Source organism: Pseudomonas sp. PDM04, from assembly GCF_014851765.1.
Taxonomy (GTDB): domain Bacteria; phylum Pseudomonadota; class Gammaproteobacteria; order Pseudomonadales; family Pseudomonadaceae; genus Aquipseudomonas.
The window spans coordinates 57,788-73,916 of record NZ_JACVAI010000009.1 but is presented as its reverse complement, the minus strand read 5'-3'; the positions used below and the strand labels follow the sequence as shown (position 1 = coordinate 73,916).

The 16,129-nt window shown below is 55.4% G+C and carries 12 protein-coding genes, 1 other RNA gene and 1 pseudogene; 6 read left to right on the top strand and 8 right to left on the bottom strand.

The genetic code is table 11. The features are described 5' to 3' along the window. Nucleotides 1-288: 288 nt before the first annotated feature. From IB249_RS28405 to IB249_RS28390, 4 genes are all read left to right on the top strand, one after another. Nucleotides 289-2,442, top strand: a complete 2,154-nt coding sequence (locus IB249_RS28405; protein ID WP_192309475.1) for an N-6 DNA methylase — start codon at nt 289-291, stop codon at nt 2,440-2,442. After that, nucleotides 2,439-3,494 carry a restriction endonuclease subunit S gene (locus IB249_RS28400; protein WP_192309472.1) on the top strand — a complete coding sequence of 352 codons (1,056 nt, stop codon included), beginning with the start codon at nt 2,439-2,441 and terminating at the stop codon, nt 3,492-3,494. Before IB249_RS28405 ends, IB249_RS28400 begins: the two co-directional genes overlap by 4 nt. Beyond that, complete coding sequence (locus IB249_RS28395; protein ID WP_192309470.1) at nt 3,491-6,727, top strand: type I restriction endonuclease subunit R; 3,237 nt, start codon at nt 3,491-3,493, stop codon at nt 6,725-6,727. The genes IB249_RS28400 and IB249_RS28395 overlap by 4 nt, the downstream gene beginning before the upstream one ends. A gap of 485 nt (nt 6,728-7,212) precedes the next feature. After that, entirely contained in the window at nt 7,213-7,824 is a 612-nt protein-coding gene (locus IB249_RS28390; RefSeq protein WP_192309468.1) for a hypothetical protein, read from the top strand. A 22-nt stretch (nt 7,825-7,846) separates the two neighbouring features. Here the strand turns inward: IB249_RS28390 and IB249_RS29885 are convergent. Continuing rightward, nucleotides 7,847-7,982, bottom strand: a pseudogene (locus IB249_RS29885) (IS3 family transposase); the annotation flags it as partial. A gap of 40 nt (nt 7,983-8,022) precedes the next feature. Between IB249_RS29885 and IB249_RS28385 the strand changes: the two are divergent. Next, an RNA gene (locus IB249_RS28385) (hammerhead ribozyme type II) lies at nt 8,023-8,090 on the top strand. Nucleotides 8,091-8,690: 600 nt separating this feature from the next. Continuing rightward, entirely contained in the window at nt 8,691-9,026 is a 336-nt protein-coding gene (locus tag IB249_RS28380; RefSeq protein WP_192309466.1) for a DUF3077 domain-containing protein, read from the top strand. A 116-nt stretch (nt 9,027-9,142) separates the two neighbouring features. On the opposite strand, the gene IB249_RS28375 is transcribed toward IB249_RS28380, so the two are convergent. From IB249_RS28375 to IB249_RS28345, 7 genes are all read right to left on the bottom strand, one after another. After that, nucleotides 9,143-10,270, bottom strand: coding sequence for a YcjF family protein (locus IB249_RS28375; protein WP_192309464.1), 1,128 nt, complete (start codon nt 10,268-10,270; stop codon nt 9,143-9,145). Nucleotides 10,271-10,304: 34 nt separating this feature from the next. Then, nucleotides 10,305-10,574, bottom strand: a complete 270-nt coding sequence (locus tag IB249_RS28370) for a YkgJ family cysteine cluster protein (protein ID WP_192309462.1) — start codon at nt 10,572-10,574, stop codon at nt 10,305-10,307. Beyond that, nucleotides 10,567-12,210, bottom strand: coding sequence for a GTPase (locus IB249_RS28365; protein WP_225607233.1), 1,644 nt, complete (start codon nt 12,208-12,210; stop codon nt 10,567-10,569). Before IB249_RS28365 ends, IB249_RS28370 begins: the two co-directional genes overlap by 8 nt. Further along, on the bottom strand, nt 12,207-13,970 hold the full coding sequence (locus IB249_RS28360; RefSeq protein WP_192309460.1) for a dynamin family protein: 1,764 nt from the start codon (nt 13,968-13,970) through the stop codon (nt 12,207-12,209). Before IB249_RS28360 ends, IB249_RS28365 begins: the two co-directional genes overlap by 4 nt. Next, a complete protein-coding gene (locus IB249_RS28355; protein ID WP_192309458.1) occupies nt 13,967-14,488 on the bottom strand; it encodes a hypothetical protein in 522 nt (173 codons plus the stop codon). The genes IB249_RS28360 and IB249_RS28355 overlap by 4 nt, the downstream gene beginning before the upstream one ends. 49 nt (nt 14,489-14,537) lie before the next feature. Beyond that, complete coding sequence (locus IB249_RS28350; protein WP_192309456.1) at nt 14,538-15,407, bottom strand: GTPase; 870 nt, start codon at nt 15,405-15,407, stop codon at nt 14,538-14,540. 364 nt (nt 15,408-15,771) lie between these two features. Next, complete coding sequence (locus tag IB249_RS28345; RefSeq protein WP_192309454.1) at nt 15,772-16,029, bottom strand: hypothetical protein; 258 nt, start codon at nt 16,027-16,029, stop codon at nt 15,772-15,774. Between the last annotated feature and the right edge of the window lie 100 nt (nt 16,030-16,129).

Sequence of the window (16,129 nt, the reverse complement as noted above, 5' to 3'; positions counted from 1 at the left end):
ATATGTAGTGCTCAATTCATGGTTGGACGAGATAGCGTTTAGGTAGATTGCTATATCTCACTAACACTCAGGCGGTGAGCCATGAGTCTTTCCAAACCATCCTCGTAACCCACGCCCCCATATGAGGCCCCTCCTAACCATTCGTTTGCTGGCCATAGTGCTGGCTATCAAAACATGGCCTAAGAAACTAGAATCGTTGCTTACTTGAGGATTGGTGCTCCAAGCGGCTTCGAAGGCCGGGAGCGCTGTGAGCTGTCCTCATACCCGTGTTATTAAAAGGATGCTGTTTTGGCTCAGTTAGAGAACATCGAGGCAATTGAAAGACGGCTTTGGAAGGCGGCAGACACCCTCCGTAGCAACTCTGAACTAGCCAGCAACGAATACTTCCTGCCCGTGATGGGCCTGATTTTTCTGCGTCACGCCTACAGCCGCTTCCTCGCCGTAAAGGACCAAATCGTTGCGAGTTTGCCGAGCAGGGGCGGCAAGACCCGTGAGCTCACGAAGGAAGATTTTTCGCAGAAAGGGGCAATTTTCCTCAACCCTAAGGCCGAATTTGACGCCCTTGTAGCGCTGACTGACGCCGATGACCGAGCCGAAGCCATCATCAAGGCAATGGAGTCCATTGAGAAGGATTATGCCAACCTGGCTGGCCAGCTGCCTAAGAACGAGTATCGCAGCATCCCGAACGACGTTCTCGGCCAGCTCTTGCGGACCTTAAACCCAGACGAGCTGAAGAAGGCTACCGGGGACATTTTCGGTCGCATCTACGAATACTTCCTTACCGAGTTTGCCGACCAAGGGGCGCATGACGGCGGAGAGTTCTTTACCCCTGTGTCTTTAGTGCAGCTCATCACCAACGTTCTGGAGCCCGATCACGGCATCGTATTTGACCCGGCGTGCGGCTCTGGCGGCATGTTCGTGCAAAGCGCTCACTTCCTGGAAGTCCATAAAGACGATCCGAACAAACTCACCTTCTTCGGCCATGAGAAGAATCGTGTAACGACTCGTCTGTGCAAAATGAACCTCGCGGTTCATGGTCTTGAAGGTAATGTTGTCGGCGGCGAGCAGGCCATTACCTACTATAACGATCCTCATGAAAAACTCTGGGGCAACGTCGATTATGTTATGGCGAACCCGCCCTTCAACGTGGACGAGGTAGATGCTGAGAAAATTAAGAATGATCCCCGCCTGCCATTTGGTATTCCTGGCATCAACAAAACCAAGAAAGTTCACAATGCGAACTATCTCTGGGTTCAGTACTTTTATAGTTACTTAAATGATAACGGGCGAGCTGGCTTTGTCATGTCCTCGCAAGCTTCAAGCGCGGGGCGAGAAGATGCAAAGGTGCGCGAGCAGCTTGTGAAAACAGGTCATGTCGATGCCATGATCGACATCCGTGGCAACTTTTTCTATACGCGTAGCGTACCTTGTCAGCTCTGGTTCCTTAACAAGGATAAGCCCAAAGAGCATCTGGACAAAGTGCTGATGCTTGATGCGCGCAATATCTATCGTAAAGTCTCGCGAAAGATATACGACTTTAGCCCTGAGCACCTTAAAAATGTGACTGCAATTGTCTGGTTGTATCGGGGGCAAAGCGAGCGTTTTATTGAGCTTGTGACTAGCTACATTGATAACACGCTTTTTGAAGCACACGCCTGTGAACGATCAGAGGCTCTGATGACGGAGCCGATGCCTGATTTTATTGTTGCACTTAAGCAACTTTATTCGGCCATGAGCCCATTCCTGGAGCTGTTAGAGAAAAAATCTGAGCCTGACCAGCCTCACGTTACTCTGCATGGTCAATTATTGACGGCTATTGAACAAGTCTGCGCTGATTGGTCTAGCTTTGAAATCTTGAAAAGTGATCTGCATGAGTGGTGGGGAGCCAATTCGCGAGATACGGCGAAGGAGCTTTTTGATTTCACAGAGAAGGATGTCTGCTTAAAAGATCTTGCAGAGAAAAGCCGGGATCTTGTTAAACTGATTGACCACGCATACAAACTTAGCACATGGCTTATTGAACTGTGTGAAAGCGAGCACGCTGCAAGAGATAGCGAGCTTTGGGATTACGCAAGTATTCATGGCACCCGTCGTTCCAGCTTGAAGAAAGCTGTGGAGACTGCAAGAAAGTCCGTTGCAGAACAATTGAAGCGTGTCCGCTATTTCTACAAGCAGGCGCACTGGCTGCTCTCACGCTTTCCTGAGGGAGAGCTACGCGATGTGGAAGGTTTGGTAAAGCTGGTATCCAGAAAGGATATCGAAGATGCCGACTGGAGTTTGGCTCCTGGGCGATACGTGGGATTCGCGCCCGAAGAAGTTGACGAAGATTTTGATTTTGAAGAAGCCCTTAAAGACATACACATTGAATTAAATGGGCTCAATGAGGATTCGATCTTACTAGCGGCCAAAATTTCCAGTAATTTTGAGGAGCTGGGCATATGACTTGGAGGGATGCCACTTTAGGTGATGTCATCACCTTGAAGAGGGGGTATGACTTACCAAATGACTCTCGCGTAGATGGTGACATTCCAGTTGTTTCGTCGTCTGGCATCACTGGATACCACAACGAAGCGAAAACAAAGGCCCCCGCTGTCGTCACCGGTCGATATGGTACGTTAGGCGAGGTCTACTATGTAGATCAAGACTGCTGGCCGCTAAATACAGCTTTGTATGTTAAGGACTTCAAGGGTAATCGTCCAAAATACATTCACTATTTCTTAAAAAACATATTAAAGGGCATGCAAAGTGACAAGGCAGCTGTTCCTGGTGTAAATAGAAATGATCTTCACGCAAGAAAAGTCACATACGCGGAGTCGGATTCGCTACAGAAGAGTATTGAGGATCTGTTGAGCCCATATGACGAACTAATTGAAAACAATCGTCGAAGAATTCAGCTGCTTGAAGATGCAGCTCGGCTATTGTTCAAGGAATGGTTTATTTATCTTCGCTTCCCAGGTCACGAACACGTAAAAATAACAGATGGAATTCCAAACGGCTGGGGTAAAGAAAAAATTGGCGACATTCTGACCCTAAACTACGGAAAGGCATTAAAGGCGGATGACCGTATTGCGGGTACAGTTTCTGTTTATGGCTCAAGTGGCGTCGTTGGGACACACAACAAAAATCTTGTAGAAGGCCCTGGAATCATCGTGGGCAGGAAGGGTAACGTTGGTGCGGTATATTGGGCACCAAAGGAATTTTGGCCAATCGATACTGTTTACTTTATATCCAAAGAACAAAGCAATCTGTATCTTTACTATGCACTTCAGTACGCGGGATTCATTAATACAGATGTGGCCGTGCCTGGGCTAAATCGAGACATGGCATACAGTAGAAAACTACTGACTCCTGCAGCGCCAATTTTAGAAAGCTTTCTAAAAGAAGTGCAACCAATACGCTCTCAAATTGAAAAACTTGAAGAGTACAATGCTAAGCTTGAGCGGGCTCGTGACATACTCTCGCCGCGACTGATGAATGGAGACATCACCGTATGAATGCAATGACCGAGGATCATCTGGCGCAAGAGACGACAGCTAACTATCTACTGCACGACTTGCAGTGGGATGAGTCGATCTACGCCATGCATGAGGTTTTAGGCAAGGAAGGCACCCTCGGTCGCACCAATGAAACCGAAGTCGTACTGAACCGCTACCTCGGCCAGAAGCTCATCGATCTCAATCCTGGTCTCCCGATGGAGGCCTATGAAGACGCCTTGCGCATTGTGAATGAGCACAGCAGCAGCTCTGTGCTACTGGCGACCAATCGCGAGAAAGATAATCTCCATAAGAACGGCGTTGAGATAAGCTTCCGCGACGAAAAAGGCGAGCGCGTCAAAAAGCGTCTACGCCTTTTCGACTTCGATAACCCGTCAGCAAACCACTTCCTGGTCGTACGGGAGCTCTGGATTAAGGGCGATTTGTATCGCCGACGCGCCGATATTGTCTGCTTCGTGAACGGTATCCCGCTCGTGTTCATGGAGCTCAAGAATGTCCATAAGGACATCAAGGCCGCTTACGAGCAAAACTTTGCTGACTACAAGGACACCATCCCGCATCTCTTCTACCACAATGCCTTCATCGTCTTAGGCAATGGAGTAGACGCCAAAATCGGCTCGGTCTCTAGCAAATTTGAGCACTTCAACGACTGGAAGCGCCTGCATGAAGATGGCCCCGGCGTTGTCGATATGGAGACGCTGCTGAAAGGCACGTGCTTCAAAGCGAACTTGATGGACATCTTCGAGAACTACATCCTCTTCGATGAGAGCACTGGCAAACTCGTTAAGATCGTCGCCAGGAATCACCAGTTTCTGGGCGTTAATCGCGCCATTGATGCCGTGAAGGATCGGAAAGCCCGTGCTGGCAAGCTCGGGGTTTTCTGGCACACCCAAGGCTCCGGCAAGTCCTATTCAATCGTGTTCTTTGCCCGGAAGGTTCACCGCAAGCTCGGCGGCAACTATACCTTTGTCGTCCTGACCGACCGCGAGGACCTAGATACTCAGATCTACAAAACTTTCGGCGGGTGCGGGGTTGTGGATAACGACCGTGATCCGTGCCGTGCCACCAGCGGCGAGCATTTGCAAGAGTTGCTGGGGCAGCACAAAGCTTTCGTATTCTCGTTAATTCAGAAATTCAACAAAAAGGTCGATCCCGAGAAACCTTACTCGGAACGGGATGACATCATCGTCATCACTGACGAAGCGCACCGTACCCAGTACGGCACGCTCTCACTAAACATGCGCAACGCCATGCCCGGTGCTAGCTTCATCGGCTTCACCGGTACGCCACTGTTCAAGGATGACGAAATCACCAAAAAGGTCTTCGGTGAATACGTCTCCACCTACGACTTCCAACGCGCCGTAGAAGACAACGCCACCGTGCCGCTCTATTACGACGCGCGCGGCGAACAGCTGCGCTTTGTAGATGAGGATGGCGACGAACATAGTGTTGCCGATCCGAAGGGCCTAAATGAGAAAATTGCGGCAAAACTTGAAGAGCTAGAGATTGAGGATATCGACGTTCAGCAACGCCTGGAGCGCGCGCTGAAACGTGACTACCACATCATCACCAGCACCAGCCGTCTCGAACAGGTTGCACAGGATTTTGTCTGGCATTACGCCAATGGCTGGGAAACAGGCAAGGCCATGCTCGTTTGTATCGACAAAATAACCTGCGTGCGCATGCACAAGTTGATCGATGCCTACTGGCAGGATCACATCGCGCGGCTGGAAAAAGACCTGCCGAGCGCTCTGGATGAGCAAGATGATATCTGGCGTCGCCGTCAGATCGACTGGATGCTGGAAACGCAGATCGCCGTTGTGGTGAGCGAAGAACAAGGCGAAGTGGACAAGTTCCGTAAATGGGACCTGGACATCATTCCGCATCGTCGCCTGATGAAAGAGGGTTTTCTGCTGGGCGATGGAAAGCGTATCGACCTTGAGAGTGCATTCAAAAAGCCTGAACACCCGTTTCGCGTGGCTATCGTCTGTGCCATGTGGCTGACCGGTTTTGACGTACCAACCCTGTCCACCCTCTATCTCGACAAGCCTTTGCAGGCTCACACGCTTATGCAGGCTATTGCCCGCGCGAACCGTGTTGCAGAAGGCAAGAATAACGGTCTGATCGTCGATTACTGCGGCATCCTCAAAAACCTGCGCCAGGCCCTGTCTACCTTTGCCGGTCGCGGAGATGAGGGGCACGGGGATGATGAGGGCGAACTCGACCCTACCTTGCCTAAGGAAGACCTTCTCGCAGAGCTCATCGAAGCCATCGGCTTTGTACGCGACTTCCTTCAAGTCCAGGGCTTTCGCCTTGAAGACATCAACGAGAAGACAGGCTTTGCGCGAAACGCTGCCATCATCGAGGCCAAAGAGGTTGTCAACGAGAACGACCAGACTCGCAAGCGCTTTGAGATTATGGCCCGCGAGGTCTTCAAGAAGTTCAAAGCCTGTATCAATGTGCCCGGCGTGAATGGGCAGCGCGATGCCAGGGATGCGATCAATATAATCTACAAGAGTTTGCAGGCCGATCGGGAAGCCGCTGACATCAGCGACATCATCCGTCAGCTTCACGGGATCGTTGATGAAGCGATCCACACCCGTACCGCTACAGCTGAGGGAGCTGGGGCCTATGACATTAGCAAGATCGACTTCGAACGGCTGCGTTTGGAGTTTGCAAAATCTCCGGCCAAGCACACCGCCGTGCAGGGATTGAAGGATGTCATCGAAAAACGTCTGAACATCCTGCTGATGAAGAACCCCCTGCGTACCGACTTCCAGGCTCACTACGACAAACTTGTCGATGAATACAATCTTGAGAAAGATCGGCTCACTATTCAAAAGACCTTCGAGGCGCTTCTGAAGCTGGTCGATGATCTGAGTGCGGAAGAGCGTCGCGCCATGGAGGAGGGGCTTGATGAAGAAACTCTCGCCTTGTTCGACCTCCTCTCAAAGCCACAGCTCTCCAAGGGCGATACAGCAAAGATCAAGAAGGTCTCTGCCGAGCTGCTGGAAACCCTGAAATCCGAGCGGCTCAGGGTCGAGAACTGGCGCGAGAAGGAAAGTACGCGCGACGCTGTGAAGCAGAAAATCTATGACTTTCTCTGGGACGACAGCACCGGGCTTCCTGTTAACGACTACAGTGAGGGTGAAATCAAAGTCCTGGCTGAGAATGTTTTCCGGCATGTATATAGGGCTTACCCGACCGTGCCGTCGCCGATATATGGGTACTGACATTTTCAGAAGGCCATAGCAATGGTCATGAAGCCTCCTGGCAAGATCGAATGCAAACAGGTCGTGGGAGTGGGCTGCAGTATTCCAACTGGTATTCCAGTCAAAAATAAAAATCGATATTAATTCAATAAATCAATAGCTTGCTTTACGGGTTCAAATTACCCCGGCCCAACAATGAAGATGACGCCCTTGGGCGTCTTTTTTTGCGCCTGGGATTTAGTGATCACGTGGCGTCAACCGCTTTCACGGTCTTTTGAGTTTTTTTGAGTTCCAGGCATTCGAGTATTCCAGACAGTATTCCGTCCCCTCCGAATCAGCTCGCAGCTTTCCAAAGTGCCCAGGCTCGACAGCGATTACTTCAATGAACCCCTCGGCTGAGCCGACGCTCGACAGTCCAATTCTATTTCGCCACTATGACCTCGATAGGCTCGCAGGCCGTCGGCGTCCTGCGCCATCGAACGCCCATCCAATGCCAGTGAGGCCCTATGAACGCCCGAGAAGCCAACCTCATCGCCAAGCGCTACCAAGCACGTACACAAGCGTTCGACGATTTGCACACTCAACTGCTGCCGTTCTTCCGCCGCACTTCCCTGGCGGACAGCATGAAAGAGATCAGTGAGTGTGTCTCCGAAGCCCGGCATGCCAATACCTTGTGCGGCTGGCTGTCGGATTACGGCGATTTCGATGAGCTGGATGCACTGATTGGCGAGATACGCCGGGACGGAGGACGCAAGCGTTTTACCAGCCTGAACAACATCCCCGCCCCGTTGCGAGAGCACTTCGACGAGACCGACGAGGACTTTATCGAATTCGCCAACGAAATGCGGGAAGAGTGCCGCCAGGGTTATGACTCACTGCTCGAACAGCAAGAAATGCTGGAGGAACACCTTGAGTCTGCCCGGTTCGATGACGTGTTCGCGTTCAATGAAGAATGCCTGGAAGAAGAAACCCTCAGGCTGTTCAACCAAGTATTCGACCACCTGCACACTCAATGGGTTGCCTACGAAAAGCTGGCTCGCAGCCTGGTCGGCATGGCCCACCTCATCGATGAACCGGACCCTGACAAGGGGCTAACCGAGGCGCTGCTGTTCGATTGAGAAATCTGGCCTCGTGTCTACACACGTACGTGATGTCGCCGCACCACACTTGATTCAGTGCCGAAGCTTCGAATGCGCGCTCCAGCATCTTAGATGTGCCTGGACGCTGCACTGTTGCCTTCTTTGTATTTATGCGATCCCGGTTGCTTACTGATCAGCATGATCAACGCAGTCTCGGTGCCGGCGCGCATGTCCATATGCCGAAACGTAACAAGCAGTTGCGTCTCTCAGAGGTGGCCTCCTGAGACTGATGATGGCGGGCTCTGTTCTATGGGTTATAGGTCCTACGGGCTTCATTGCAGGTTTTGTAATTTCAGAAATCATCTCTCATCTATCAACGCTCACTATGGAGGATTTGCATATGGTCAAGAAGGCGATACGCGAGGTTATGGCATACGTTAAAAGCTTCCCGAGTCGCTTCATCGCGTCTTTGGGGGCCCACCTCTCCCTGACGAGTCTGATTGCTGGGCAGAATCGAACACCTCCAAAGAACCTTCCTTGCATCCGCCTCTCCCGCGCTTAAACGCCAACGTTTAAGCGCACCCACTGATACGTCTCCAAAGCCACAAACCCTTGCGCCATCCCCTACACCCACTCCAGAATCCGCCGGCTTGCCCACATTTCACCCGAGCCCTATCGTTTCCCAGTCGCTGCAAAACAGCGATCGGGTTTGGTAGCCCGGCTGACTTGCGTGCATAGCATCACCTGATCCAAGCCTTGGCTTGAGTCTTCAGAGGTGGTCATGCGTGGGGCGCTTTCAGGCGCGCCGGTTTCCAAGTCTCCGGTCTACCAACCCGCGTATGGCCGCCACCCCTCGTTTGGTAGCGAGTGTGATGGCTCCGTTTCTCTGACTTGGAGTTTTATCTATGCACAAGCAAGCACCCATTCCTCCGGAAACCAATCCATCCTCACCCCCCGAAACCACCGATGAACCCCTAACCACCATCGGCCTCACCCCCTTCCACTACTGCAACAACGAACCCCTCTTCCGAGTAAATCGCGGCGTGCCCGTGGCAGATGCCCTGGAGCAAGTCTCGGATTTGCTCTTCCTGGCCAGGCTTTTGACCGTCGATGCCGCTTACTCCAGGGACAGCGACCGTCACGCCTGGGTGGCGCATCATTTGACGTCGATGAGCAAGGCGGTGATCGATGATGTGCAGAAGGTGTTGAGTTGTTGGCCGCCGATGAAGACCGGCCGCTAACAATCAATAAGAAAGCCCCGAGATTTCGGGGCTTTTTGAACGGGAAGCAAAGGCCGCACTTGTTGGGCGACTGACAAGCACGGCCCTCTACCTGCCAGCCTCTGCCGGCAGGTCGATCAGGCCTCTGAATTGAACGAAAGCTTCTTCTTCAACTCCTCTCCAATCAAAGCAATGTTCAGTTCCTTGCCCGGATTGTTATTGCAGAAGTCTGTCAACACCGAGATGTAAGCCGCGCCTAATCCTTTCGTCAGTGTCGCCGCTGTGGTCGCTGCGATGGTGCCGCCGACGGCGCTGCCCACGCCCGGGACCATTTTCAGCAGGCCGGTGACGAGCGCTCGGCCGACCAGGCTGGCTGCGCTGGAGCCCAGGGCGGAGACCACCAGGGTGGTCAGTGCGCTGGCGCTGACTTCCATGCCGAAGGTCACGCCGATCTTGGCCAGCATGCCGACCTGGATCGGGACCAATACGAACGAGTCGGAGAACGGGATGGGCGTTGCGCCGGCCGCCGCTGCCAGGCCGCTGGCGATCAATACTTCCTTCTCAGCCTGCTCGACTTTGATTTTCATGGAAGCTTGGTGCCGCGAATTCAATGCATTGGCGAATGCGCGCTTTTTTGATTCGGGGACCAACTTCGCGGACTCGGTGATCAGTTCGTCAACACCTTTGATGCCGAATTTGAACACGTTGCCTTCGTCGTCTTCGATCTCTTGTGCTTCTGCGCGTACGCGGACGACGGCCGAGGCACCGGGAAGCATTTCCTTGACCTTGAGGTGGAAGTCGACGTCCTTGGCGAACATGCTTTTGGTGACAACGGCCACCACTGGAATGGACTGATCGATCAACACGCGGCAGAGATCGATCTCCGCCTGTTCGATGCGATCCCCACCTTCCTGAATGCAAATCCAGGCGGCATGGATGTGCTTGTTCTCGTCGTGATGCCCAGCGCGCTCTGCCAGGAAGTCTTCCAGGTCCTTGAGAATGGTCGTGTAGTCTTTCAACTCCAGACCTTTGCTGTCGATGATGGTGATCGGGTGACCTTCCTTGGTGATCTCCTCGATCTGTTGCGTTACGGGCGTACCCGAACCGGTCTTCGCCAGTTGCCCGCGAAACACGGTGTTGATCAGGGTGCTTTTGCCCACACCGGTCTTGCCGGCGACGACGATATTGACCTTGCCGGCACCGCGCACCGCATCACGAATGACGTCTTCGATTGCGTCCTGTTGCCGATCAGCTACTTCCACCATTACAGCCTCCTAAACGATTCAATAGGTCAACACTTCAGATTGTCTGCAGCTGCTTGCAGGCCGCCGCGTTTACGTCCACGAACGCTTCCCAGGTCATCGTTCGTTGATAAATCAGTTCGTATTGCCGGTCGATCCGGCAGATGTCCGGGCGGCTGGCGTAGATGCGGCAGCCGCCTTCGATCTCGTCCAGATGCCGGCACACCCCGTCCCCGCGGTCCATCCCTGCGGTTTGCAGCAGCAGATTGACGCGCTTGCAGCACTGCATGCAGCGGTTGCAGGAAAACGTCCGGGGGTTTTCAGACATAGGTGTCCAACGCCACCTGGCACTGCACCAGCAGCTCGCGGTCTTCGCTGAGTTTGCGTTCGGTCTGGCTCAGGCTGCCGCGCAGTACCTTGAGCCTGTCGTTGACCTGGGCAAAGTTGTGTTTGATGTTGGTTTCCACCACCTCGGTCAACGCCCGGGAGAACTCCCACGCAATGTCGTCGCCTAGGCTTTTGATCGCCTGGTCGCGACGCTCGCGCGCCTGCTGCTCCTGGCGGGCTTGCTCTTCCAGGCGCTGCTGCTCCGGGTCGCCCGCGAAAGCGGTGTAAAGCATTTTGCCGACCTGATAAACGACGCCGATAGCAGGCAGGACCTTGCCAACGACCTGCTCGGCGACTTTGCCCATGGTCACCGGGCCAATACCCTTGAACAGCGCCGGCAGCCATTCCTTGCCCAGCTTCATGACGGTGACCACGTGTTCGGTCTTCAGCGCACCGCCCGCCTGGCGTACCCCGGCTTCGAGCAGGCTCATGTCGACCGTACTGCCTGGCGCTGCGGCCGGTGCACCATCGCCGGCGTCGGGAATGTTCAAGGCGTCGGCGCGGGAGCCGGCAGGCTGCTGGACCTGTATGTACTCGAGCATCTCTTCGAGCAATTGCGCCGCATCCAGTGCCAGGCGTTTGAGCTCATCGTCCAGTTCGCCACACACCTGTTCGTTGGCGCGCCGGATGAGGCCGTCGATTTTGCTCTGGGCGTTTTCGGGGTCCTGGTTCATCGCCATCACTGCGCCCTTGGCCACACCGGCCGCCCTGGCTTGTACCGACGCTTTGAGCAGCGAGCGAAGGTCGATCTCCCGCCGGGCAATCTGCGCGTAGAACGCGTCGATGCGAGCGCCGGACGCCTGGTCGGATTGTTGATCGAGCAATGCCACGGTTTCGTTCAAAAAGCCGCTCAGGTCTGTGGCAACACCGGAAACGATCTGGCGCTGCTCGATCGACGCAAAGAAGCGGTTGAGCTCGCTTTCGAACTTGGGAAACCCCGAGTTCTGCAACAGGTTTTCCTTGTGCTCGAGTTTGGCCTTGAGTGCTGAGCGAGCGTTGACCTCGAGAATCGGAATGGCCTGCAACACCTGCGGCAAACCACGTGCCTGGGCCATTTGCTGGAGACGTTCACGCAACTGGTCCTTGATCCGCTCGGCTTCCACCGGTTCCAAAGGATTTTTGCGGTTCAGCACCAGGAAGATCTGCTTGTTGCGTTCGACCAATTCGAGCAGCGCCGACAGCGTGGCTTCTTCTTCGACGACGCCCAGCGGGTTGACCACGAAGATCACCACGTCGGCGCCATACAACTGCTCGCGGGTGACCTGCTCATGGGCCTGTGGGGCGTCGATGCCCGGCGTATCGAGGATCTCGAAGTCACCCCAACGATACCCCTGGATCTTGTAGGTTTCCGGCGTGTCGGCGACCGTCGCCTGCTCGGATCCGAGCAACGCATTGATCAGGGTGCTTTTGCCAGCGTTGTACACGCCGTAGACCATGATGGTCGCTGCGGCGCTGGCTTTTCTGGCCGCGACCATCTTGCGAATGGCCGGCACCGCTTGCGGGTTGTAGACGGCGCACAATTCATCCACGTCGTCGTAGAGCGACAGGACGTGGGACATCGGAGGTTGCTGAGTCATGACGGTTGAGTCTCAACGAGGTAATCGAGTCGTTCGTTCAAGCGGTTGCTCTCGGTAACGAGTCCTTCGCAGTAGCGTTGCATGCCGGCGCGCACTGGTTCGTACAGGCCCATGACGTGCTCGGCGAGCAACGTGGGGACGGCATTGGCATAGGCATCGAGGGCGGCTTGGCGCTGCTCCTCCAGGTTGTCACCGATCACCACTTGATGGGTTTCGTAACGTGCCTTGGCGCTGCGACCGGCCATGCTGGAAGCACTGCCAATGGATGCGCCGAGAATCGCGCCAGGCACGCCCCCCAAGAAAAAGCCGACCGCGCCTCCCAACAGTGATCCACCCGCACCCCAGGCCGTCTTGGTACCCGACTCAGTCCCGGCCATATATTCCTTGGCCTCGGTCACTTCGCGGTATTCAGGCAATGCACTCAAGCCGCTGGCGTCAAAGGCGCGACGCAAGCCGGCCTGCTGTGTCTTGCCAATGGCCCTCAGGGCGTCGTCGGCCAGATCACCGAGAACTCGTGACAACTGGTTACGCAGTTTGCCCTCCAGCTTGTCGTTGTAGCCGGCATCGAACAGTTGGTTGACGTAGCGACTCATCTGCGCGGCGCCTGCCAGGCCGAGGTTGCGCACCTCCTGTTCAATGGCCTTGCCCTGCTCGCGAATCTGCTGATCGAAGCCCTTGGCCAGGTCGGACAACAGCGCCAGGTCCGCTGCCGTATCCTTGATGGCGTTGCGCAGGTTTTTCATCGGCGTTGCCAACTTGAGCTGCAGCGCATCACTGTCGCAGATGACCTTGAGCGTCTGGAACAGGTCGCCCACACCGCTGGCCGCCAGCTCAGCCGGGTGGGTTTCGGCGAACCGCGTCGACAGTGGCAAAACACGCGTGTACTTCAGCGCATCGTCGTCCAGCCTCAGCAGTTCCGCGCTCACGTATTCGCGCTGGGTCTGCTGGTCACGCAGCGGTTTCATCACGACTTCGTGCACCAGGTTGCCGTCGTCGTCCTCGTCTTCCTCTGTGGTGTCGCTGCCGGTCAGCAGCACCATCAATGACTTCTTGTCGGCCAACAACTCGCCGATTTCGCCCATGTCGGACGCCCGGCCCGGGGCCTGGGAACTCATGGTGTAGAGAATCAGATCGGCGTGCTCGACATACTCCCGCGCCAGATCGCCATTGGCCCGGTTGACCGAGTGCAGGCCCGGCGAGTCGACCCAGGTCAGGCCAGGCAAGCGAAATCCCTGAATCGAACTGGTCGCTTCGGTGGCGCCCACGCGAAACTGCAGGTTCTGCTCGGCTTCCTTGTGCTTGTCACCCCCCTCCACCGCTGTCTGCTCGGCAGAGAAGTACACCGGCTGAACCTTCGCCTGCGCCTTCATCGACGCTGTCGGCTCGCTATGGCCCCAGGCGACATAGTTGCCCAGCGAACTCTTGCCGGATTTGACCTTGCCGTAGACAAACACCAACAGGGAGTCATTGACGTTTTCGCGAAACTGAGCACCTTTGGCCCGAGCCTTGACCTGTTTCTGCCACACCGTGAACTGGTCCGCGAGACGCTCCGACAGACCTTGCGCCAACGCGTGCAAGGGGTTGTCGCTGCCCACGGACTCGAGCAGCGCCCGGGTGTGCTCAAGGTTGCTGGCGATGAACGTTTCGCGCAGCAGATTGAACGCACGATCCTTGGCATGGATGTCGCTCTTTTGCTGCTCGAACTGGGCCTGCAGTCGTTCGAATGCCACCATCAAGTCGTCACGAGTCACAGCATTCATGTCAACCGCTCCACGCTGGTTTTCAATTGCTGCAAACGCTTGATTCGGGCGGCCGATTGCTTGACCTGAGTTTGCGCCTGTTGCTCCTGCGCCTGGACGGCTAGCGGCGCGGTCAGGCCTTCAAGGACATTGAGCAGCGTCAGAAAACGCTTGGATCTCACCGCCGAGAACGACGAATCCGCACCCAGAATGATTTTCATCGACTCGCCATAAGCAGAGGTCGAAGACTGAGTGCCGGCGATGATCTGCTCCAACTGGGTGGCCGTCCTGCCAGGCGCCATCGCCTTGACGGGCTGTTCCAGGGTCGGGGCGACGCTGTTGAGCTGAACCTTCAATTGATCGCGGCGATCTTTTTCCAGATCGGAGATCCGTTTCTTCAGGTTGGTCTCCTCGCGCTCGCGCTTGGCGGCAAGATCCAGCCTGCGGCGCTCGGCCTCTCCAGAACCTGAGGAGCTGGAGGAACTTGAAGAGGGGCTGTCATCCGACACGCTCTTGACGATCGCGGTGACGGCAGCCACTGCAGCGACACCAATCAACCAGGGTAAAGGCATTGCAAGTCTCCTTGACTTAAAGGCTGCTCAACTTCTCGCGGGCCGTGCGGAGCTCGGCGGTCTTGATCGAGAATTGGCTTTGGATGCTGGACATCAGGGCGATGAAGGCATTGGCGGTTTTGGCGTAGGGTGCGCAGAGCGCCTGGACCTTGGCCTGTTCCTGCTCCAGGGCCCGATCGAGCGCGGCGCTCAGTTCCTCCCGGCGTTGCACCAGACGCTTGTGCCGGCTGGCTGCCAGTTGCGGGCCCAATGCACTCGCCATCTGCTCAAGCTGCAACGCCAAGGCCGGCACGCCACTCTTTTCCTGCATTCCCTGACGTCCCAATTCAACACCGCGCTGGTAGCGGCGACTGGAGACTTCAACGCACGTCGGCTGGAACCCCAGGCAGCGCAGCACCTGGCTTTCAATGCGCTCGCGCACTTGCGCCATCGCGCCGTCCTGGTCTTTGTCCAGCAGGCTGAGCACCATCACCAGCCGCTGCTCAAGGGCATCGCCATGGACGTCATGCAACTTGAGCAGCAGGTCGATCTCCTCTTCGTCCAGTTCACCCGGCGGCGCATGGACAAACATCACGACATCGGCGACGTCGAGCCCTTCCATGGCCTGTTGGCTGTCGCTTTGCTCGATGCCAAGGCCTGGTGTGTCGATCAGCACATAGTGCTCCAGCTCAAGCTGCTGGTTGGTGCGGGTGGTCCGCACTGTGCCGGTGGCGAAATACTCTTCCTGAGCATGGCCGCTCAACATGTTGAGCAGCGAGCTTTTGCCGGCCTTGACCAAACCCCAGGCCGCGATGCTCGGCTTGGGTGGCACCGTCTGCGCTTGTTGCTGCTGGAGACGCTTGCACTCGGCCTCGAGTGCATCGATGTACAGCTCTGCCTGATCCATAAACCTGAAACTCCTTGGGACGCCATCTTCAATGACAGCGGTTTGCGCGGCTGCAATCCATGAGGCTATCGGCAGATAGTGCCATATCGCCATGACTGAACGCAGCCGCCTTGTTCATGCGGCCAGGGGACTCAACGTCTCTGACGCGCCATCATTTCTGCCGCAGCCGCCTCCAACCACCCCGCCGCCCGCATCTTCAACGCCGTACCACCGCACTTGGGGCAAGCGCTGAACCACTCCCCAGCCGCCAACGCATCACTGCGCGGTGCCACGGTTTTCTTCCAATTGCAGTCTTCACACACAAACGTGAAGGGCCTGGGTTTTATCGGCATGAATGCCATCTCCTGAAGATCGATACAGCGGATCACTCGGCAATCGGGATCAGCGCGCGCAACAGCTCAAGCTGTCGCTGCAACTGCGCGACGTGCTCTCGCTCTGCCCGCAACGCCGAGCGCAGCTCGCGGTTTTCGGATTCCCAGATCTGCGCCCAGCGCAGATCCTTCTGGTAGTGCTCGACCATTTTCCACAGGTCGCTCAGCTTCAAATACTGTTGCAGCAGCACCAGCAGGATGATCGCCATCCCCACCAATGCACCCGTCGAAATCACTTCCGGCATACTCATGCTGTCTTCCTTTCCTGTCTTCGATGTATTCCGAAGACAGAGACACGATATGTAGTGATTTACGACAGGTCTAGAATGTAGACTTATACAGGTAAAGTAT

What these genes read in the sequence shown, in the direction of transcription:
- IB249_RS28345 (WP_192309454.1), bottom strand. Translation starts at nt 16,029, where the DNA reads ATGAGTATGCCGGAAGTGATTTCGACGGGTGCATTGGTGGGGATGGCG.
- IB249_RS28350 (WP_192309456.1), bottom strand. Translation starts at nt 15,407, where the DNA reads ATGGATCAGGCAGAGCTGTACATCGATGCACTCGAGGCCGAGTGCAAG.
- IB249_RS28360 (WP_192309460.1), bottom strand. Translation starts at nt 13,970, where the DNA reads ATGAATGCTGTGACTCGTGACGACTTGATGGTGGCATTCGAACGACTG.
- IB249_RS28390 (WP_192309468.1), top strand. Translation starts at nt 7,213, where the DNA reads ATGAACGCCCGAGAAGCCAACCTCATCGCCAAGCGCTACCAAGCACGT.
- IB249_RS28365 (WP_225607233.1), bottom strand. Translation starts at nt 12,210, where the DNA reads ATGACTCAGCAACCTCCGATGTCCCACGTCCTGTCGCTCTACGACGAC.
- IB249_RS28375 (WP_192309464.1), bottom strand. Translation starts at nt 10,270, where the DNA reads ATGGTGGAAGTAGCTGATCGGCAACAGGACGCAATCGAAGACGTCATT.
- IB249_RS28370 (WP_192309462.1), bottom strand. Translation starts at nt 10,574, where the DNA reads ATGTCTGAAAACCCCCGGACGTTTTCCTGCAACCGCTGCATGCAGTGC.
- IB249_RS28380 (WP_192309466.1), top strand. Translation starts at nt 8,691, where the DNA reads ATGCACAAGCAAGCACCCATTCCTCCGGAAACCAATCCATCCTCACCC.
- IB249_RS28400 (WP_192309472.1), top strand. Translation starts at nt 2,439, where the DNA reads ATGACTTGGAGGGATGCCACTTTAGGTGATGTCATCACCTTGAAGAGG.
- IB249_RS28395 (WP_192309470.1), top strand. Translation starts at nt 3,491, where the DNA reads ATGAATGCAATGACCGAGGATCATCTGGCGCAAGAGACGACAGCTAAC.